General features: G+C 43.9%; 14 protein-coding genes, 1 tRNA gene and 2 pseudogenes. 4 read left to right on the forward strand and 13 right to left on the reverse strand.

Annotated features, from left to right (window positions below; genetic code table 11):
• Positions 1-641 precede the first annotated feature (641 nt).
• A pseudogene (locus E5342_RS17040) lies at positions 642-2,251 on the reverse strand (IS1182 family transposase).
• Between the two features lie 716 nt (positions 2,252-2,967).
• On the reverse strand, positions 2,968-3,807 hold the full coding sequence (locus tag E5342_RS17045) for an AraC family transcriptional regulator (protein WP_055217598.1): 840 nt from the start codon (positions 3,805-3,807) through the stop codon (positions 2,968-2,970).
• Between the two features lie 127 nt (positions 3,808-3,934).
• Between E5342_RS17045 and E5342_RS17050 the strand changes: the two genes are divergently transcribed.
• Genes E5342_RS17050 through E5342_RS17060 form a run of 3 tightly spaced genes read left to right on the forward strand, consistent with a single transcriptional unit; the run spans position 3,935 to position 6,061 of the window.
• Entirely contained in the window at positions 3,935-4,543 is a 609-nt protein-coding gene (locus tag E5342_RS17050; RefSeq protein ID WP_055217599.1) for a sugar O-acetyltransferase, read from the forward strand.
• A complete protein-coding gene (locus E5342_RS17055) occupies positions 4,536-5,180 on the forward strand; it encodes an HAD family hydrolase (protein WP_118295912.1) in 645 nt (214 codons plus the stop codon). The genes E5342_RS17050 and E5342_RS17055 overlap by 8 nt, the downstream gene beginning before the upstream one ends.
• A 32-nt stretch (positions 5,181-5,212) precedes the next feature.
• Positions 5,213-6,061: an RteC domain-containing protein gene (locus E5342_RS17060; protein WP_055217601.1), complete on the forward strand. Its 849-nt coding sequence runs from the start codon at positions 5,213-5,215 to the stop codon at positions 6,059-6,061.
• Between the two features lie 384 nt (positions 6,062-6,445).
• Here the strand turns inward: E5342_RS17060 and E5342_RS17065 are convergent.
• From E5342_RS17065 to E5342_RS17075, 3 genes and pseudogenes are all read right to left on the reverse strand, one after another.
• Positions 6,446-7,673: pseudogene (locus E5342_RS17065) on the reverse strand (site-specific integrase).
• A gap of 269 nt (positions 7,674-7,942) precedes the next feature.
• Positions 7,943-8,018: transfer RNA gene (locus E5342_RS17070), tRNA-Lys, on the reverse strand.
• A 69-nt stretch (positions 8,019-8,087) separates the two neighbouring features.
• Positions 8,088-9,245 (reverse strand): AI-2E family transporter, encoded by a 1,158-nt coding sequence (locus tag E5342_RS17075; protein WP_121737286.1) that lies wholly within the window; start codon positions 9,243-9,245, stop codon positions 8,088-8,090.
• 58 nt (positions 9,246-9,303) lie between these two features.
• Between E5342_RS17075 and dacB the strand changes: the two genes are divergently transcribed.
• Positions 9,304-10,761: a D-alanyl-D-alanine carboxypeptidase/D-alanyl-D-alanine endopeptidase gene (gene dacB / locus E5342_RS17080; protein ID WP_135959893.1), complete on the forward strand. Its 1,458-nt coding sequence runs from the start codon at positions 9,304-9,306 to the stop codon at positions 10,759-10,761.
• Positions 10,762-10,768: 7 nt separating this feature from the next.
• On the opposite strand, the gene E5342_RS17085 is transcribed toward dacB, so the two are convergent.
• The 8 genes from E5342_RS17085 to E5342_RS17120 all read right to left on the reverse strand — a co-directional run bounded on the left by E5342_RS17085 (position 10,769) and on the right by E5342_RS17120 (position 19,604).
• Positions 10,769-11,524: a LytR/AlgR family response regulator transcription factor gene (locus tag E5342_RS17085; RefSeq protein WP_135959894.1), complete on the reverse strand. Its 756-nt coding sequence runs from the start codon at positions 11,522-11,524 to the stop codon at positions 10,769-10,771.
• Positions 11,521-12,588: a sensor histidine kinase gene (locus E5342_RS17090; protein WP_121737282.1), complete on the reverse strand. Its 1,068-nt coding sequence runs from the start codon at positions 12,586-12,588 to the stop codon at positions 11,521-11,523. Before E5342_RS17090 ends, E5342_RS17085 begins: the two co-directional genes overlap by 4 nt.
• A 95-nt stretch (positions 12,589-12,683) precedes the next feature.
• Positions 12,684-13,904 carry an ABC transporter permease gene (locus E5342_RS17095; protein WP_121737281.1) on the reverse strand — a complete coding sequence of 407 codons (1,221 nt, stop codon included), beginning with the start codon at positions 13,902-13,904 and terminating at the stop codon, positions 12,684-12,686.
• 19 nt (positions 13,905-13,923) lie between these two features.
• A complete protein-coding gene (locus E5342_RS17100; RefSeq protein ID WP_121737280.1) occupies positions 13,924-14,664 on the reverse strand; it encodes an ABC transporter ATP-binding protein in 741 nt (246 codons plus the stop codon).
• 8 nt (positions 14,665-14,672) lie between these two features.
• Positions 14,673-15,899, reverse strand: a complete 1,227-nt coding sequence (locus tag E5342_RS17105; protein ID WP_121737279.1) for an efflux RND transporter periplasmic adaptor subunit — start codon at positions 15,897-15,899, stop codon at positions 14,673-14,675.
• 116 nt (positions 15,900-16,015) lie between these two features.
• Positions 16,016-17,332: a TolC family protein gene (locus tag E5342_RS17110; protein ID WP_135959895.1), complete on the reverse strand. Its 1,317-nt coding sequence runs from the start codon at positions 17,330-17,332 to the stop codon at positions 16,016-16,018.
• A 147-nt stretch (positions 17,333-17,479) separates the two neighbouring features.
• Positions 17,480-17,635: a S26 family signal peptidase gene (locus E5342_RS20235; protein WP_121737278.1), complete on the reverse strand. Its 156-nt coding sequence runs from the start codon at positions 17,633-17,635 to the stop codon at positions 17,480-17,482.
• A gap of 955 nt (positions 17,636-18,590) precedes the next feature.
• Positions 18,591-19,604, reverse strand: coding sequence for a 6-bladed beta-propeller (locus E5342_RS17120; protein ID WP_121737275.1), 1,014 nt, complete (start codon positions 19,602-19,604; stop codon positions 18,591-18,593).
• Positions 19,605-19,886 lie beyond the last annotated feature (282 nt).

Raw genomic sequence — 19,886 nt, forward strand, 5'->3', positions numbered from 1 at the left:
GAGGCAAAGATAATGTAATTTCGACATAGGTGAAATAATTATGAATAACTACTTAATAATAAAGTGATATACGGAAATTTTATATTCTAAAAAAACAATGGACTGGCAGGGCTTTAACAGTTTGGCCGTTCCTGAGAAGAGAGGCCATACAGGCGAAAAAGCGCACCCCTTAGCAGGATACGCTTTCCGTCATAGTTAAAGTACTGGCATATAATAATGTCATAAAAGTTCACAAATTAAAAAAGCCCGGCTCAAAATCGCCAAGCTCATACTCCTTTGTATAGCCAAGGTCTACTTCGTTGTTCGCCACTCTCCATGCCGCAATACCTCAGAAAACGAGTAACAATGCAAAGGACGTTGTTTATTCCATTGTAAACAAGCTTTTTTCCATTTTGTTTTTATGTTCTTCAACAGAAAAGAATCTGTGTGCAATTTTGACTGAATCAATCAAATTTTTTCTGATTATATCGAACTCTCGTTATTTTAGAATAGCAAAATTATATGCGTATCCCCATTAAACTTCTACTGAGCCCTTTTCGTGGCGGTCAAGGTTGCCAAAGGGTAATAAAAAAGGGAAATGTGTCAAAACAGGGCACATCCCCTTTTTTCATAGTTTACATTCCGAAGATATTTTCTTTTGTCTATGCCGCTTTTTTCTCATTCATTTGGAAACAAGTTGCTATTTTCCAATTGTACGGGGTTATAAATCGCCCCATAAACATAAATTTAGCAGCTTTAGCACACATCTTTTTAATATTAAAATATAGCTAAGAAGGCAAAGTCCATCGTAACCTTGTCTTGTCCGATATGCCGGAACCGCCGGTATGCCATGTTGTATTTCATTTGTCCAAACACCGCCTCCGGTTCTACACAGCGTCTGCCCCTATGCCTGACGCCTTCTTCGGAGAGCAACCTTTGGCGTGCCTGAAGCCTGTATCGGTTTAACCGGTGGTTGACTTCTATAATACGATTCCCCCCCGTAAAGCAACTACCACGCGAAGGACACCCTTCGCATCTTTGTGCTTCACACCGCGCTTTCGGTCATATATCCGCTTGCCGTTTTGTCATGTCTGGTTCCTGTACGGCTCATGTGCTGTCCCATAGGGTAAACGTAATAATCCTCTTCAGCATTGTAATGGAGACTTTCCGCGTGGAAGGGATTGGGTGCATAATGAGGGCGTCGCTCTTTATGGAAGAAATTGTACTTGACAAAGGCCTCTATCCCCCTCTCCTTCATGAACCGATAATTTTCCCCAGAGCCGTAACCGGAGTCTGCCACAGTGATAGCAGGTAAGCGATCATAGCGGTGCCCGGAGGAATGGAGGAAAGGAATGAGAGTCAGTGTATCGGTAGGATTTGGGAACAGCCGGAAGTCTGTGATGAATTGGTTCTCGGTTCCTGTTTGCAGGTTATAGCCGGGTTTGGTCCGCCCGTTCTTCATGGCGTCTTCTTTCATGCGCGTGAATGTGGCATCCGGATCGGTTTTGGAATAGGAGTTATGTTCTCCGAGAGTATCCAGGTGATTGTTGTATTCCGCAGGCTTGTCACGGTGTCCTTCAAGTTCCTTGAGTGGTTTCTTCTTTTTACGGAGGGCTTTCCTTTGTTCTTGGCTGATGCTCCAGGGCTTCTTTAAGTTCACCCACTATATCTGAGAGCATGGCGGGAGTAAACCCAACCGAGGTATCCTTTACGGGGTTCTCCCGCACAATGGTTTCATCCACCTGCTTGAGAAGGATACGGATCTTATCCTGCAACCTCGCACGGTTTTTCTCTACCGTCTTGCGCCAGACAAAAGTATACCTGTTGGCTTTGGACTCAATCTTCGTGCCGTCGATATACTCCACGTCAAGACTAATGAAACCTTTGTCGGCAAGCACAAGAACCAACTGGGTAAATACATTATTTATCTCCTCCTTTACACGATTACGGAAACGGTTGAGGTAATGAAATCCGGATGCTCACCACCGGCAAGCCTGATATAATGAATGTCACGCAAGAGAAGATTCTCTATTTTACGGCACGAATAGGTATTGTTCATGTAGGCGTAGACAATCACCTTAAGCTTCATTTTCGGATGATAAGGACAACGGCCCGTTTCCTTATAGAGTTTTTTGAAACTGTCAAGACACAGATTATCAACGACAGTGTTGACTATGCGGACCGGATCGTTCGCCGCAATGTTTTCATCAATTCTTCCGGGAAAAAGAACCGTTTGGTTGGGTATGTAAGGACGAAAATGTAACTTTGCCATAATGAAAGATCTTATGCCTAAAGATACAAAAACTTTGGGTAATAACAAAGCCCGGGCTTGTGAAAGTCCGGGCTTTGTGCATAAAAAGGGGCACGCATATATTTTAACACGCCCCCCTTTTTTGCAAAAAGCGCATCCCTGCCACAGGACACGCCTTTACGCATAGTTATCGTTTTGGTCTTTATCTATTGCTTGTTATTACAATGTATAAAAAAAGCCTGGCCAACCATAGCCAAGCTAAACATGCGCATAGTCCAGGCACCTTTGGTCGATCTGTCACTCCCTGTTTTGATTTCTCTTAAAACGAGCAACGACACAAAGGACGACTTTTATTATGGATAACGCAAGCTTTTACTGTTTTGATTTTTATGCTTCGCAACACAAAAAGGGGATGTGCCTTAGTTTTGACACACCCCCCTTGTCTTTTTCTTGTCACCTTTTGGCTTTTCTTTTGTGATCCGCCTGGGTTATGAACCAAACGTTATTTCTTCCTCAATATCAGTGCTTTCAGAAATTTCGACTTTGCATCCGTCACGCTTTAGTCCTTAAAAACTGTCTGCTGTTGTCCGGTGTCTGTCTGCCAACATCTTGGGTTCAAATGTACGCATTATTTTTGGATTATGCAAACCGTTGAAAATAAACATTCTAAGGTTAGTGCAAGGTGCAAGCTATATATATAGATATATACTTGCACCTTGCACTAAAAAATAGCCCTATTAAATCCGATACTTCTTCCTAAAATCAGTTGGATTGCAATCTTTGTATTTCTTGAATAGCTTGTTCAAATGGCTTTCATCTGTAAATCCAAGTTCTTCTACTATTTCACTAATTCTCATTTCGCTGTGTAGAAGACGGCTTTCCACCATTTGCATTTTATAATTGAATATATATTGCTGCATGGTTTCATTGGTCTGCTTTTTGAAATATCTCCCAAGATAATTGGGGGAAATGCCGAAATGTTGGCTTATCGTTTTGGCTTTTATCTTCTCGGGATAGCAAATATTCGACTGGATGTATTGCAATATGTTCAGTGACTTTTCTTCTGAATTCTCGTCTATCTGTTCAGGTAGGAACAAAGCAATGTTACGGGCGACAACAATCACGATTGTATTGATTAGCTGCGTAATAATTTCACTGCTATATATCTTTTTGTTCAAGTATTCACGAACAATCGCTTCTATCATAGGTTTTACCAGCAACTTGTCGGTTTGGTTGCGTAAGATACAGCCGGGGCGATGATTGGCGTGTTGTAATATAAACTCTAACCGTTGGATATTTTCCGCACCGAAGACTGCTGAATGAATATAGATGTCATTGAATTTTATATAAACAAACTTTGTGGTAGTATGAATGTCGAACGAATGTATATCGCCGGGAGTAATCATAAAAAGATGTCCGTCATGATAAGGAAACCTATTATTGTTTATCCACTGAACACCTGTACCTGATAGAATATAGACCAATTCAAAGAACGTATGGTCATGTTCCTTTAATTGCGACTCGTCCAGTTCACTGAAACTAATTTCAAACGGTTGGTGTAGATTTTCCCTGTTCATTTTATGTAATCTGCTATTTAGGTGTAAAGATACAAATAAAGAGAAAAAGAATACAGATTTTATTTTATAAATATGTATAACTTTGCCACAAATAGAAAGATAGTAGTAACTTTTATCATGAGTAGGTATGAAAACAGAATTGGAAAAATGCTTGTCGGGCGAATGGTACGATTGTCATGCTCCCGTCTTTATGGAGTTTAAAAGAAAGACGTATGAATTGTTGCTGAAATACAATTCATTGCCGTATGATTGTAAAGAGGAAAAGTATGCATTATTGAAAGAAATGTTTGAAAGCGTTGGCGAAAAGGTTTCGGTAGGGCATTTTTTTATATGTGATTATGGTTGTAATATCCGTATAGGAAGCAATGTCAGCATAAACACCGGATGTACCTTTGTGGATTGCAACAAAATCACAATCGGAAACAATGTATTGATAGCTCCAAATGTACAAATCTATACTGCTACTCATCCGGTGGAACTGAACGAACGTTTAGAACCCGTAGAAAAACAAAATGGTATAGAATATATTCGCCACACGTATGCTTTGCCCGTAACCATTGAGGATGGCTGCTGGATTGGTGGCGGTGTTATCATCCTGCCGGGTGTTACCATTGGTCGGGGAAGTGTCATCGGGGCGGGAAGTGTTGTCACTAAATCCGTTCCGTCAAATAGTCTTGCCATAGGAAATCCATGTAGGGTAATTCGGAAAATCAATACTTCACATAGCCATGATTAAATTAGTCGCTTTTGATTTGGATGGTACAATAGGCGATACCTTGCCGATGTGCATACAGGCTTTTAAGGAAGCCACACAACCCTATGCCGGACGTGAATTGTCGGACGAGGAAGTAGTACAGACATTTGGACTGAATGAAGAAGGCATGATAAGATGTGTGGTTGATGAAGCATATCAGCAACAGGCGTTGCACGATTTTTATCTAATCTATAAAACATTACATAAAACAATGTGCCCGGAACCTTTTGAGGGAATACGTGAACTGATAACCTTATTGAAGCAAAATGGCATTATAGTAGTGCTTATTACCGGTAAGGGAGCGAAAAGTTGCGATATAACACTGCGGCAATTCAGTATGGAAAGTTGCTTTGCAAAGGCCGTTACTGGAAATGCGGAAAGAAATATCAAATCGGAAGCGTTGGAAGAATTGCTGCATACTTATCATTTGTCAGCAGATGAAATCGTGTATATTGGAGATACGGTTTCGGATATAAAAGAGTGTCAGAAAGCGAATGTGAAATGTTTGTCTGCCGCATGGAGTATTTCACAAAGCGAAACATTAGAAAGTCATAATGCTAAGAATGTGTTCTATTCTATATCGTCCATGTCCGGCTTTCTCTTATCTCGAATAAGATAAATATTTGATTGTTAATTATAGATTTTGAAAAGATGAAAGAGCTTTTAGAAAACATTTTATCAGAAATAGATGTAGAGATTGATGAGATAGACCTCTATGGTTATGATATTGTCGAAAATTCTCTTTCAATGGTACATCGTTTGCAGGCGGTTCTCAATGATTTAAAAACAAAACTGCAAACTTATTCTTTTCCAGCCAAAGAGGATGAAATTACATTCTTCAAAACACAGAAACCGGAAATTCTTGGCAGGCTGCTATTTTTCTATAAGATATACAGGATAGAAACACAATGCCCTAATGGTAGCGATGATGTGATTAGAAGTTATATCAATCGGGAACTGGATAATCTGACCTACTTCTTTAACCGTAATTTGGACTTTTACCAATATTATCGCTCTCATTCGACCTTGTATGATGAATATTATTTTGTTCGTGGAAAGTCTGATTTACGCCTATGTACCGATAGTGCACAATTCGATAAAGACCCGAATTTCTCAACCGGGTATGATTATAAGGTGGCTAAAATCATAGCCAATGAAATGCTGCGTATCTATCTGAACAAAAGACTGGTAAAACTGGAAACCAATACCCAAGTAGAAGATAACCTGCAAAAGTGTCTGAAATATCCTTTTCGTTTCACGGGTAAAAAGGTCTTTCTGATAGAATTGGGGTATTCCCTTGTTTCTTCGGGTGACATTAACAATGGGAACGTGGAAATAAAAGAAATGATGAACTTTCTCGGTACGGTGTTCCAAGTGGAGTTAGGCGATTATTATGCCGCCTATATTGCCATGAAAGAACGGAAGAAAGACCGGACGGCATATCTTAGCCGTTTACAAGACAGCTTAGTCAAACGAATGGACGAAGACGATAGTAAATGACAAACTTTTGTTTTTTCTTTTCGCCAGTATTATATTGCTTCAATGTGATAAATAAACCATTCAGTATTTCAACCAATATTGAATGGTTTATTGTTTTCATTCAATCCTGCCATATTGAAATCTTGCTTTCAATCAATCAAGCTATCAATATTTCAATAAAACAAGATTACAGAATTACAAAAATAAACTCATCGGTCGGGGAACGCCCAGCGGCAAGGGGCGGGACTACCCGTCCCGACGAGCGAAAAAATCTTTAGTTAGGAAATAGCTTTCTTTCATCGACAAACGACTTCGGAGTGTATTTGCCCAAGGTGTTTTGCGGCACGGAAAACAGATTTGTGTGCCACAAATCACACCTTGCTGTTATCTGACGATAACATGATTTCATCGGCTGGCAATCCTGTGTGCAGCGTCCAGCTTTTGAGCCAACATTTCCATGTCGTTACTTACCTTCAAATCGGTAATCCTCGCATAAATTTGAGTAGTCCGGATATTGGTATGACCTAAAATCTTAGATACCGTTTCAATGGGAACACCATTGGCAAGCAGTACCGAAGTCGCACAAGAATGCCTTGCGACATGATAGGTTAAGGTCTTTTCAATTCCCGCAAATGGCTGCGATTTCTTTTAAGTAATCATTCATTTTCTGATTGCTGATAATGGGTAAAATCTTACCGTTTGGCAATTTATCTTTGTACTTTTCCAATATGGCTTTTGGTATATCCAGCAACCGGACGGTAGATGTAACATTCGTTTTGTGTCTTTTCCGTATAATCCACAAATTACCGTCAAATCCGGTGCGAATGTCCTCTTGTCTTAGTTCGCATACGTCAATGTAAGAAAGTGCCGTATAGCAGCTAAAAATAAACAAGTCACGCACTTGTTCCAGTCGCTTAGTGCTAAACTCGTGGTTGTAAATGGTGGTAATTTCTTCCATAGTCAGATAATCCCTATCGGTACGTTCAAACCTTACCCGATAACTCCCGAAAGGGTCGGCAGTCACTAAACCCGTATTCTTGGCAAAGTTTACTACTGTGCGAAAACGTTGTACGAACTTCATAGCCGTATTATGGCTGCACCCATAGTTATTCTTGATATACAACAGGAAATCTTCAATGAATACCACATTTATATCTTTAATGAGCATATCGGAAACGGAGTATTTAAACTTCATAAACTCCATAAGCCGTTTCTTTGTCAGTTCATAACGTGAGTAGGTTTTGTCTGTGGTATTCATTTTAACCTTTTGCAAATACTGTTCGTTGTGCTGTTTGAAGAACTCTATCAAAGTCCGTTCCCTTGCTATCTTGCCTAAAAAAGCGTTCTTTACCAGTTCTGCGGTTACATATCCGTCTTGCGCCATTAACGCATGGTAATGTTGATGAACTGTGCTACGAATACTTTCCAGCATGGAATTGATGTGTACGGCTTCTACGGTTCTGCCGGAAGCCTTGCCTAATTCCACGCTCCAATGAGCCGGATTTATTTCCAGCTTGGTGTTAAACTGGGCTACAACTTGGTCAATAGTGATACGTGCGATAATCGGTGCGTTACCATTTTTCTTTACTGCATTTCGTTTGACGAAATAGAGTAGCTTAAAAGTACTTCTCATAATCTCTTTTTTTTAGTTACAAACTTAAATTGATAAACTGAAAATGAGATATTTGCAGTACGGACAAATCAAGACAATAAACCGCCAATTTTGGACATCCCGTGACCTAAAATCTTAGAGGGTGGACAGGTCACGAATTGGTCACGAAAGTGTGTCTTTTAGTGACCTTTTCGTGTCTTCGGTCACGGACAGTATATAAAGAAAAAACTCCTACAATACCTTGATATTGTAGGAGTTGTCTTTTCTTTGTCTGGTTTTGTCCAGCTTCTTGGTGATCCGCCTGGGGCTCGAACCCAGGACCCCAACATTAAAAGTGTTGTGCTCTACCTGCTGAGCTAGCGAATCATCCTGTACATTACTTTCGTAATTCGGGTGCAAAGGTAGGACTATTTTTTTAATATGCAATAGGCATGGCTATTTTTTTGTGCTTAAATCTGAATTTATTTTCTCTTGCTTAGGTTGATGAGCAAGGTTTCTGGGATCTAATTCATTATCTTCATGCAAGATAAAGCGCTTATAGTAGGATAAGCACAATGTTGTCAATGGGAGGGCTATTATTAAGCCTATAAATCCTAGGATCGTTCCCCAAATAGATAATGAGAGTAAGATGATGGCGGGATTCAATCCCATTGCCTTACCCATTATGCGGGGGGTAAGATATAAATCTTGTATGCATTGTACGATGCCTAAGACTAAAATAGCCATACCAAAGATCAACCAGAAATTCTCGCCAGTCTCGGCCGAACGCAATAAGCTCAATAGAATCATCGGGATGATACCAATCGCCTGCATATAGGGTATTAAGTTTAGCACGCCGATAAACAAGCCCAACGTGACCGCCAACGGGAAATTAATGATCTTAAAACCGATTGCAAGCAGAACCCCCACGGAGAGAGCGATCAGCGATTGTCCTCGGAAATAACGATTCATGCTGTATTCCACATCCTCAGCTAAACCTTGCAGGAACGGACGGTAACGCTCCGGTATCAAATCAATCCAACCATTTGCGATCTTCTCATAATCCAAAAGGATAAAGATAAAATAAAGCAAGATCACGAACACGATCGTGATACTGAATAGAATCGAGAAAGTGTTCGATAAGATCGACCATAACTGGGGTGCTATCTGTTTCACCGCCTTCAACAAATTTTCCTTACTCAATAACTCCATTATCCGGGCGAAGTTCACATTACTTTCCAAATATTCCATCCATCCATGCGGGATCAAAGGGACATGGCCTTCGCCGGGATCATGTGTGCGGATCAGTTCTAGCGTCTTATCCGCCTCGGCCGCTATAGAAGGAACGACCATGACTACCAGCAACGTTATCAACAACCCTAAAGTCACCAATACCGCCATAATCGATAAGATACGGCTCTTGAAACGCAATTTATATTGGAAGAACTTTACAAACGGTTGCATCATATAAGCCAGTAACCAAGCGATCAAGAAAGGTAACAAAGCGTTCCGTAATAAGGCTATCAAATAGATAATCCCTGAGATGACCAGTATACCGAACACTATGCGTATTACACGGTCAAACGTAAAAGGCTTGTCAAACAGTGGATTCATATTATTTTCATATCTTTGCTTGCGACAAAGATAGAATAAAGTAGAATATATAAACACCATGATACGTAAAATATCCTTTTTCTTCCTCATTTCTTGCTTATATCTTTCAGTAGGGGCACAGGTTCCACAACCCATCAAGCAATTCCTGCGTAAGCCTTATATGGAAGGAGCCTCATTTTCCTTGATCGTGAAAGACGTTAGCAGTGGCGAGACGGTGTTCGCTTACGATACAATCCGGCAATTAACCCCAGCCTCGGTCATGAAGACGGTTACGACCGCTACCGCTTTGGAGATATTGGGCGAGGATTATCGCTTTCCCACGACACTAGCATACGACGGTTCCATCGAGAAGGGCTTGTTAAAAGGAAATCTATACATCAAGGGAAGCGGTGATCCCAGCCTTGGCTCAGCGCATTTCGCCCCAGATCATAAACGGTTTCTACAAGAATGGATCTCAGCTTTAAATAAGATGGGTATTCATAAAATACAAGGTGCCGTAATCGCTGATGAAAGCATATTTGATACGGAAGGCACTTCCTTTAAATGGGTTGGCGAAGATATGGGCAGCTATTATGGAGCCGGAAGCTATGGGCTTTGCGTATTCGACAATCTCTATAAATTAGGGCTACAAACTGGGGCTCCCGGAACCCGTCCGAAGTTGAAAGGAACCGAACCGGAATTATCCGGCATCCATTTCCATAATTACTTAACAGCCCAGCAAGTATTTTCGGATAGTTCTTTTATCGTAGGGGCACCATTCGCCACGGATCGTTATTTATACGGAATTGTCCCCGCTAACCGGGAATGGTATCCACTCAAAGGGGATATTCCTGACCCAGCTCTTTTCCTAGCGGATTATCTCACTAGACAATTGGAACATGAAGGAATCACGGTCAGCGAATCACCGTCTTGTTTCCGTATCTTACGGGAGACCGACAAATGGCAACCCGGTAAACAAACCGAGATTATCACCACTTACTCTCCTACCATTCGGGAAATCGTGAAAGTAACCAATCATGTCAGCCATAATTTATTCGCCGACGCCTTAATCAAGACGATCGGCCTACGCTATCCCCCCCGTAAAGGAGAGGTTCTGTCTTCTTTTAACCGGGGTATCCAGATGCTTCGGGACCATTGGCAAAAGAAAGGTCTTGATCTCTCATGTGTCTGGATGTACGATGGTAGCGGTCTTGCGGTTACCAACAAGTTATCAACAGCTTTTATGGCTGATTTATTGATTTATATGAAAACCTATTCACAACAACACACAGCCTTCTACGAGTCATTGCCCGTAGCGGGGGTAGAAGGCTCTGTGAGGAACTTCTTAAAAGGCTCATCCCTCGAAGGAAAAGCTCGTCTTAAAAGTGGAAGCATGAGCCGAGTAAAAGGATATGCGGGATATATAAACAAAGGCGATAAGCAATATGCCATCGCCCTATTCGTAAACAACTATGCTTGCGACGGACGTTCCATGACCATAGCGATAGAGAAATTATTGCTCCAGTTGCTCAACTAACTGGTGGTTATTTCGGCAGGATCGATCTACGCTCTATCATCTCTAGGAAATGCTGCTTATAATTGTCGGAGATCGGAATATATTCCTTTCCGAAGACAATCCGGTTCCGCTCAATCACCTTGATCTTCTCCAGCTGGACGATAAAGGAGCGATGAACACGCACGAAACGATCCGAAGGTAACATATCCTCCAAGTTTTTCATGCTCATCAACGAAAGGACTGGCCGAGGCTCATCCTCCACGAATATCTTCACGTAATCCTTTAATCCCTCAATATATAATATCTTGCGCAAATCTATTTGTAACAGCTTATACTCACTCTTGACGAAAATGCTCTCCATCTCCCCCTTCTCCACGACTAGCACAGATTCTTCCTTCTCTTCCGAAGCCTCCGGCTTACGGAGCAGCTCATACCATCGTAACGCTTTATTAGCCGAGGCAAGGAAGTCCGGATAACTGATTGGCTTCAACAAATAATCCAACGCATTTACCCGGTAACTATCCACGGCATATTGATCGAAAGCCGTCGCAAAGATGATACGAGTATCGCCGTTCAAGATACGGGAAAACTCCAATCCACTCAACTCCGGCATCTGGATATCCAGAAAGAGCAGATCCACCGACCGATCCCGTAAGTCGGAAAGAGCGTCCAAGGCACTATTATAAGTCCCCTGTAAATCTAGAAACGGAGTTTTCAAGACGTAGCTTTCCAACAAGCTAACCGCTAAAGGTTCATCGTCAATAATAGCGCAAGTCAATTTCATATCTCAGTCTCGTTTATGGTAATTGATAGATAAGAACGATAGTTATCCCCCTCCCGACCGCATTGGAACGAAAAATGTCCCGGATAGAGCAGGCCCAAGCGTTTCTCCAGATTCACCAGCCCGATACCGGAACCACTTTTATCTTGATCCGGGCTTTTCGGGAAATAGCTATTCAAGATCATACAAACCACCTCCACCCCCTCTTGATGGATATCCAAATGGATGAAAGACGGCTTATTATTGCTCACCCCATGCTTAAACGCATTCTCGATCAAGGAGATAAACAGCAGGGGAGCGATCAAGGTTCCCGGAAAAGAAGCAACGATATTCGTTTTCAATTCCACATGTTTGGGCAGCCGTATACGCATCAGCTCCACATAATTACGAAGGAAGTCGAAATCCTTCTCCAAAGGGACAAAAGGCTGGCTACTCTCATACAAGACATAGCGAAGCAAGCGGCTCAAATCGTGCACCGCCTCCTGCGCCTTCTCCGGGCTGAACGCTATCAAGCTATAGATATTATTCAACGTATTAAACAGGAAATGCGGGTTAAGCTGGCTTTTCAAGTTCTGCAATTCCGCCTCGGCACGCTCCTTCTCCAGTTCCCGCTGGATAGCCGCCACCCGGTACCATCCGTCCGTCATCTTGATCGCCACGCTAAGGCCGGCTACTAAGGAGTAGATAACGGCATTGACCACAAAGAACCCCACCGTCTCGTTCAATGGGCGGGGCGGACGAGTCGAATGATGCATCTCCGGAAGGTAGAAATAGCGCATGCAGAAATACACGAACAGCATCGTACTCCCGATAAGCAATAGGTTGATCAACAGGAAACGCCCTGTCCGGCGGTTGAACAAATACCTCCTCACTAGCCACCCATAATTCAAGTAGAAGACGAGCATGAAAGAAAGCGGCACGATGATGCTCCGCAGATACCCCTCGAACGTGACCTGCGACTCCCTTCCCGTGAAGAAAAAGGGGGAGCAGAACAAAATCGCCCATCCCGAGATATGTATCAACTTCCCCAGCCCCTTGATAGGGGGGGATTGTGGTGTGTCATTCATATTATTATCCTCTTAATTAGTACCACGCAAATATAAACAAATCCCGGGGTAACGCAAATGGCAGATTGAAAGGCATCCAAAAGTCCTCCAGTAGCCTACTCGTATCGTATCGCCTCAATCGGGTCGAGCTGGGCCGCCTTCTTAGCGGGATACCATCCGAAAAATACCCCGGTAACGGTACATACCACGAAAGAGAGCAGCACGCTCCACGGCTGGATATAGATCGGGAAATGCGCCACGGCGTTCACGATCAAGGCAGCCCCCACACCGAAAAGTACGCCGATCAAGCCTCCGGTCACGCTGATCAGGATAGACTCGATCAAGAACTGAGCCAGGATATCCATGCCTTTCGCACCGATACTCATACGGAGACCGATCTCGCGGGTACGCTCTGTCACGCTCACGTACATGATATTCATGATACCGATACCACCAACGAGAAGAGAGATACCGGCCACCGCAGCCAACAACGTCGTCATTATATCCGTCGTACTTGTCAACATCGTACTCAACTCCTGCATACTCCGGATTGTAAAATCATCATCATCAGTCTCCCGCAGCCTATGGTTACGCCTTAGTATCTCCGATATCTCATCTATGGCCTGATCGGTGTACTCTTCCTTGAGCGCAGAGCAGGTTATACCTTGCAAATGGGTAATGGCCAAGATCTTTTTTTGAATAGTTGTGTATGGAGCTAAGATCAGGTCATCTTGGTCCATTCCCATGCTGTTGTATCCTTTGCTTTTCAGTACGCCTACGACCCGGAACGGTAATTTCTGGAAGCGGATCACCCGCCCGACAGGATTCTCCCCGGCGGGGAAAAGATTATCCGCCACCGTCTTCCCGATCACACACACCTTGGCGGCGGTCTGCACTTCCTGATCGCTGAACATATCGCCATCCTCCATCTCGTATCGACGTATCTCCATATAATCCGGGCTGATACCGTAGACAGTGGTCGGGGCATTGTTGGCACCATAAATGGCCTGACCGCTACTGTTCACGGAAGGTGAGGTGGCGGAGACATAGCGGGTCTCGTTCACGATATCCTCGTAGTCCTGTAACTTCAGTGTCTCCATAGCAGAGGCGTCTTGACGGACTCCTCCACGCATGTCGGCTCCCGGCTGAATCATAATCATGTTCGAGCCCATCTCGCTGATCTGCGCCTGTATACTCCGTTTCGAGCCTTGACCGATGGCCAGCATCGTGATCACGGAAGCCACGCCGATGATGATACCCAGCATCGTGAGGAATCCCCGCAGCTTGTTGTTGGCCAAGGCCCGGAGAGCTATCTTTAGTAAATTCGTCGTATTCATTGTTACTTCTATTTATCACTTAATCCTCATTCTTGGGCAGGCAGGCCAAAGCCTCGGCCGCACTCAAGATATTCGTATTCACCGTATCAGCGGTAACATGACCATCACGCAACGTGATATTCCGGCTGCTATATTGCGCGATCTCCGGGTTGTGGGTGACGAAAATGATCGTGCGTCCCTCAGCGTGCAGGCGCTGGAAGAGCACCAAGATCTCAAAAGAGGTACGGGTATCCAAGTTACCGGTAGCCTCGTCCGCCAGAATCACCGCCGGGTCGTTCACCAAGGCACGAGCGATCGCCACACGTTGCATCTGCCCGCCGGACATCTGGTTGCTTTTATGCATCAGACGCTCTCCCAAGCCTACGGCGATCAAGGCGTTGATCGCCTTTTCCCTACGCTGGGCCGCTTTATAGGCGGGGTTATACATGAGAGGGAGTTCTACGTTTTCTACCGCAGTTGTCTTCGGCAACAGATTATAATTTTGGAAAACGAATCCGATCTTACGATTCCGGAGGGTCGCCCGTTGCCGCTTATTCATGGTGCGCACGGATACCCCGTCTAGGTAATATTCTCCGCTCGTGGGGGTATCAAGGCAACCCAGCGTGTTCAGCAGCGTACTCTTTCCGGAACCAGAGGTTCCCATGATCGTCACGAACTCCCCCTCGAGGATCGTGAACGACACTCCCCGAAGGGCATGGACAGTCTCGTCGCCTACATGGAAGTCTCGTTTTATATTGTCTAATCTGATAATTTCTTTCATGACGTAAATTATCTCTTATTTTTATTGCTTCCCGGAGGGCCCGGCATGAAGGGGCTCCGCTCCGCTCCGGCACTCGCTTCTGGCATATCGGCAGCACTCGCTAAATCTACAGCCACCTCATCGCCCTCACTCAAGCCCTCGGTTACCTCAGTCACGCTGTTGTTACTGGTTCCTACCGCAATCTGCTTCGGGATCAAGGTATTGCCTTGACGGAACCAAACCAAGCGTTTTCCGGGTTGTACCTCCACGTTCGGATCTGTCACCGTCATACCCAATGATTCCATAAGGGCGGGCTCAGGGATAAAACGAAGCGCCTTGTTCGGCAAGGTCAGGATATTCGCACGTTCCAACGTATAAATCGTGATATTCGCCGTCAGACGAGGTTTCAGCTTCAAGTCCGGATTATCTGCCGTAATCACTACCTCGTAGGTAACGACTGTAGAAGAAGAAGTATTGGAAGAAGCGCTGGAGGTGCTTTCGCTATCCCCTAGGCGAATTTGGCGAACCACGCCCTCGAATTGATCGTTCGGGTAGGCATCCACCGTAAAACTAACTCGTTGACCTTCTTCCACGTTCCCTATATCCGCCTCATCCACATCCGCTATTACCTGCATTTTCGTCAAGTCGGCGGCGATAGTAAACAGCGTCGGGGTCTCGAAGCCGGCGGCAACGGTCTGTCCTTCCTCAACGGCCCGATTGATGACTACGCCGTCTATAGGACTCGTAATCGTAGCGTATTCCAGATTACGGTTTACCTTTACCATGGAGGCCTGACTCTGGTCGTAAGCGGCCTTCGCCTTCTCGTAATTATAGGTAGCTGTCTCGTAATCCGTATCGCTAATCAATTGTTTCTCATGAAGTACCTTGCTACGGGCATAGTTCTTCTGTTGATACTCGAACTCCGTCTTGCTGCTCGCCAATTGCGCCTCGGCGGAACGAAGCTCGGCTTGGAGGTTGATCTTGTCCATCTCGGCAATCAGTTGGCCAGCTTTCACCACGTCGTTATAATCAGCGTATAGCTTATCGATAATACCAGATACCTGCGTACCTACCTCAACCTCAGTAACAGGCTCTACCGTACCGGTGGCCGTAACCGTGTTCGTGATCGTGCTGCGCCCTACCTTAGCGGTCTCCAACCTGATCCCGCCTTTCGAGGATTTGCCCGTGAAAAGGAACACGCCCCCTGCGATGAGGATAACGGCAACACCGCCCATGATTAGCTTCTTCTTGTCCATATTCTGATTCGTTTTATTTCTGTTTTACGTTCTGTTCTTGCTCAAAAGGCCCCCGCAACTTCCGTCGCAGGGTAACCTTTAAAAAAGAGAGTGGAGTAAATATATCCATTAGTGGGTTAATAATTCTCCGCTACCGGCTTCTTCTGATAAACATTCAGTAACTGGATGCTCATCAAAGCCATGTATTTCGCTTGTAGCTGCTCTTGCTGGGCGGTCAGATAATTGTTCTTCTCCGTCAATAGCTCGAGCGTATTTTTCATACCGAGACTGAATTGCTCATCAATCAAATTATAGCTTTCTTTCACATAACTCAGACGTTCGGTAACGGAGGTATATTGGGTCTGCGATGAAGTAGCGTCCAAATAGATCCCCTCCACGGTTTGCAGCAATTGTTTTTGGGTATTCAGCAACTCCAACTGGCTGGTGGTAATCGCGTATTTCGCCTTGTTATAGGCCGTCTTATACTGGCGGTTACTGAAGATAGGGATGCTGATCGTCAGTCCGACGCTCTCGTTGAAACTATTCCAGACCTGGCTACCGAAAGCGTAATCCGTTCCGGAAAGATGGCCGGTACCCAGCCCGGCGTTCATGGAGAGCGAAGGAAGGAAAGCACCTTTCGCCTTTTTCTTCTCCAGCTCGGCAATATCCACGGCCAGCTCACTGCTCTTTATTTGCGGCATCACGGCCAAAGAGGTGTTGTAAATTGTCTGCTTGCTCGGAAGCGGGTTTAAGATATCTTTCTCCGTAAGCTCCGGCATCACCAGTTCGATCTCCTCGGTTATGTCCAGTTCCAGTAATTGCTTCAATTGCAGTTTATAATTGTCCAGATTCGTCCGGGCTACGACCAATTGATATTTATCGGTACTTAGCTGGCTTTCCAACTGCGCCAGATCCACTTTCGAGATCGAGCCGGCACGTAGCAACTCCACCGCACGATCCCGTTGCGCCGTAGATACCTCAACCGTATTTTGGTTGATACGAACGGATTCCATCGCATAAAGAACCTGCATATAGGTCTGTATCAAAGAGATTTGGATATCATCCTCGTTTTGCTCGATCCCCAGCTCATCAACGGTATTTTGTATTTCCTGTTGCTTGATCGCCTGTACACGTTGCCCTCCGTCAAAAAGCGTCCATTTAGCGTTCAGCGCATAATTACCGCTATAGCTATTATTCGTAGCGGCATCGCTTGAAGGATAATTCACGAATCCTTGGGTAACCGAAGCCGAGAGGGAGGGGAAAAGCTGCGCTTTCGCCTGTTTCGTATCCTCTATACCGGAAAGATGCGACACTTTGCTTTTCTTTACTTGGATATTATGCTCCAAAGCGTAATCCAAGCAAGCGCGCAACGTCCATTGGGTAGGTTGCTCTTGTGCCTTACTCCCTACACAGAGGAAAAACAGACATGCGAATAATAAAGAGTATCGTTTCATTGCTTTCATTTTCTATCTTTTTACGAAAGCAAAACTATATCACCTAAAAAACATGGGCAACCGAAATAGAAAAAGGAGCTGTTTTTACCGATTAAGCGGGTAATTCTGCCGATAGACAATCATTCGGATTGCGTTCATGGAAATGATTCATTCAATCGGCCTGCAAATACGATCCCATCGTATCTCCCTTGTCCGCAGGTTGATGGATATCCATATCAAGATAGCTTTGCCCACGATAAACTCCTCCGGCAACAAGCCCCAATAACGAGAGTCTTGCGAGTCCTCGATCCGGTCTCCTGCCATGAGTATCTTATGATTGATAGCAAACACATCACCCCGGAAGATGGAATACCCCGGATCTCAGCTCGTTTCTCAAACCCCATAACGGTACTCGAGAAACAATAGATAATCCTTGTATCCGGACACCGCTGTTTCAGCAAACAAACCTCCTCCATGACCCGGATGTATCGTTGGTTGAGCGCGGGATCCTCCCGATTCAAGTCCACCCTCGAGGGCGCGTATTGGCAATCGGGTGGATATTTACGAGGAAAATCAAGGCTGGCGGGAGTCATGGAGAGGATCCTACTCTCTTTTATTCCTATTATAAAAGGTCGCCTCCAATCCACTTTCTCATCAAAAGGGAAACCGCATTCAATAGAAAACTTTCGATACAACGAAATATAGTCTTGTCTGCATAGCAGCAAGGAGAAAAACCGATTCCTGATCCTTCTCGCTATCACGATGCGTTCCCATGCGCAACGTATCGCCAGTCTGGATATACTTGTCCGCTTGGGAATAAGGCCGGAGGTAAAAGGAGGCACCCACGGATCAAAAAGCGACAGCGGCATGGTCTCCACGAATACGACAGGGATTCCCAACTTATGGTACAAGGCCGTACGCATGGCACATTGGGCATCCATATAAACACGATCGGGAGACAGTTCCGCGATCTTGTTTTCCCAATCGGCCGCTCTCCGGAAAAAAGCCTGTTCCCTTTCTTGTGTAAACGCGGAGATCGCGCATTCCAGGATAAAACGCAACCCCTTCACACGCAGCTCTTGCTTATCGGAGTCCAAAAGATAATCCAGCATGACACATTCAAATCCCTTCTCTTCTATCCGCTTCTTATGCCCGGCCTCTACCGCGCAATAAACAACTCTATGCTGCCTTTCCCGCCACTGATTCGCAAGAGCGAAGCTTGCGTTCAAGTGGCCGATGGCCGGATATATGTCGAAATAATAGGGTCATGGCTCTTTAATTAATTTAGTAAGTCCCCTACATCTAGATAGGCGAATTGCATGGTGTCATCCATATTCATGATGATTCGAAGATTGTCCTCATCATAGCATATATTTGCGATCTTATATCCAGTCTCTAGTGTTTTTAGATAATTACCTTCTAAGTCGAAAACCATAAATTTGGAAGGAAGATTGGACTTCCTTTCATTTGTAAAAGATTTCTCCCCGGAATAGAGGGCTACTATCTTATTACCGCAAAATACCACAGGACCAAAATGATCCTTACCATTTGTTTCCGTATCCCAGTTAGGGCCGTACACATTATATTTTAGTTCTCCTTCAAGGCTACAGATTGTCATCAAGTCATGTGGAGTATAACATTCTACATAGATCTCATTTTCGGGAGATAACGCAAAAGCGATGCGTTTCTTCTTAACTTTGGGATTAACAGAATAACTCATCGGAGTTATTTCACCAGCCCACATGTTAAACTTACTTATAACAGGAAGGTAATCGTTATTCCCTGCTTGAATAATTATACCAATAGATAACGTGTCATTAAAATATACATATCTATCAGGAAATACTTTTTCCCCCATTTTCATTTTCTCTACAGGAAGATAGGTAGGATCCGTGGTCGCACTATCCAAGTCATAACTAAAAATTTTATTTTTACCATGATCTGATACATAAAATTTGCGATTCACTTTATCTTCCGCTATATGACCTATATTCGTTATCTCTCCCGGGCCTTGCCCTTTAAACCCTATGCTTGTTACATATTTAAAATCATTCTTATTAAAAATATGTATTAATTCATTGGCTGATTTATAATCCGTGACAAATAAGTATTTGTCAATAATTTGCACAGATGTAAAATTACTGATAAGAATATCCTCTATCACAATCTCTTTTATCTGATTATGAATATTGATTATTTGGTTTCTCTTGCCTTGATACTTTTCAGTCGTTGGATTTGAAGAACAACCCAAACAAAAAGCGATCAATAAGAATTGATATATAACTTTGTTCATAATTTATGCTATTTTCTATGTAAGGGACTTTGTTTTATTCATCTAATTGTGTGCTAGAATATCTGGAGGTTGAAATCTATTCAACCTCCAAGATCTAGAACAGTATTATCTATGAAAAAATAAGATAATACCAATTCAAATTACCACCCATTATATTCATCATAGCAGGGATACCAACCGTTACAATAACAGCCATTACCATTTTCTACGCACCCATTCAGGCAATCAGCCAGCGCCTCAGTGTTAGCCGACATAAGATCGGAAACTGAAACCTCCTCGTTA

Source organism: Parabacteroides distasonis, from assembly GCF_004793765.1.
In the GTDB taxonomy this organism is placed as follows: domain Bacteria; phylum Bacteroidota; class Bacteroidia; order Bacteroidales; family Tannerellaceae; genus Parabacteroides; species Parabacteroides distasonis_A.

Bases quoted from the DNA above. Each gene is read 5' to 3' on its own strand.
- E5342_RS17045 (WP_055217598.1), bottom strand. From the start codon at position 3,807: ATGAACAGGGAAAATCTACACCAACCGTTTGAAATTAGTTTCAGTGAA.
- E5342_RS17050 (WP_055217599.1), top strand. From the start codon at position 3,935: ATGAAAACAGAATTGGAAAAATGCTTGTCGGGCGAATGGTACGATTGT.
- E5342_RS17055 (WP_118295912.1), top strand. From the start codon at position 4,536: ATGATTAAATTAGTCGCTTTTGATTTGGATGGTACAATAGGCGATACC.
- E5342_RS17060 (WP_055217601.1), top strand. From the start codon at position 5,213: ATGAAAGAGCTTTTAGAAAACATTTTATCAGAAATAGATGTAGAGATT.
- E5342_RS17075 (WP_121737286.1), bottom strand. From the start codon at position 9,245: ATGAATCCACTGTTTGACAAGCCTTTTACGTTTGACCGTGTAATACGC.
- dacB (WP_135959893.1), top strand. From the start codon at position 9,304: ATGATACGTAAAATATCCTTTTTCTTCCTCATTTCTTGCTTATATCTT.
- E5342_RS17085 (WP_135959894.1), bottom strand. From the start codon at position 11,524: ATGAAATTGACTTGCGCTATTATTGACGATGAACCTTTAGCGGTTAGC.
- E5342_RS17090 (WP_121737282.1), bottom strand. From the start codon at position 12,588: ATGAATGACACACCACAATCCCCCCCTATCAAGGGGCTGGGGAAGTTG.
- E5342_RS17095 (WP_121737281.1), bottom strand. From the start codon at position 13,904: ATGAATACGACGAATTTACTAAAGATAGCTCTCCGGGCCTTGGCCAAC.
- E5342_RS17100 (WP_121737280.1), bottom strand. From the start codon at position 14,664: ATGAAAGAAATTATCAGATTAGACAATATAAAACGAGACTTCCATGTA.
- E5342_RS17105 (WP_121737279.1), bottom strand. From the start codon at position 15,899: ATGGACAAGAAGAAGCTAATCATGGGCGGTGTTGCCGTTATCCTCATC.
- E5342_RS17110 (WP_135959895.1), bottom strand. From the start codon at position 17,332: ATGAAACGATACTCTTTATTATTCGCATGTCTGTTTTTCCTCTGTGTA.
- E5342_RS20235 (WP_121737278.1), bottom strand. From the start codon at position 17,635: ATGGCAGGAGACCGGATCGAGGACTCGCAAGACTCTCGTTATTGGGGC.
- E5342_RS17120 (WP_121737275.1), bottom strand. From the start codon at position 19,604: ATGAACAAAGTTATATATCAATTCTTATTGATCGCTTTTTGTTTGGGT.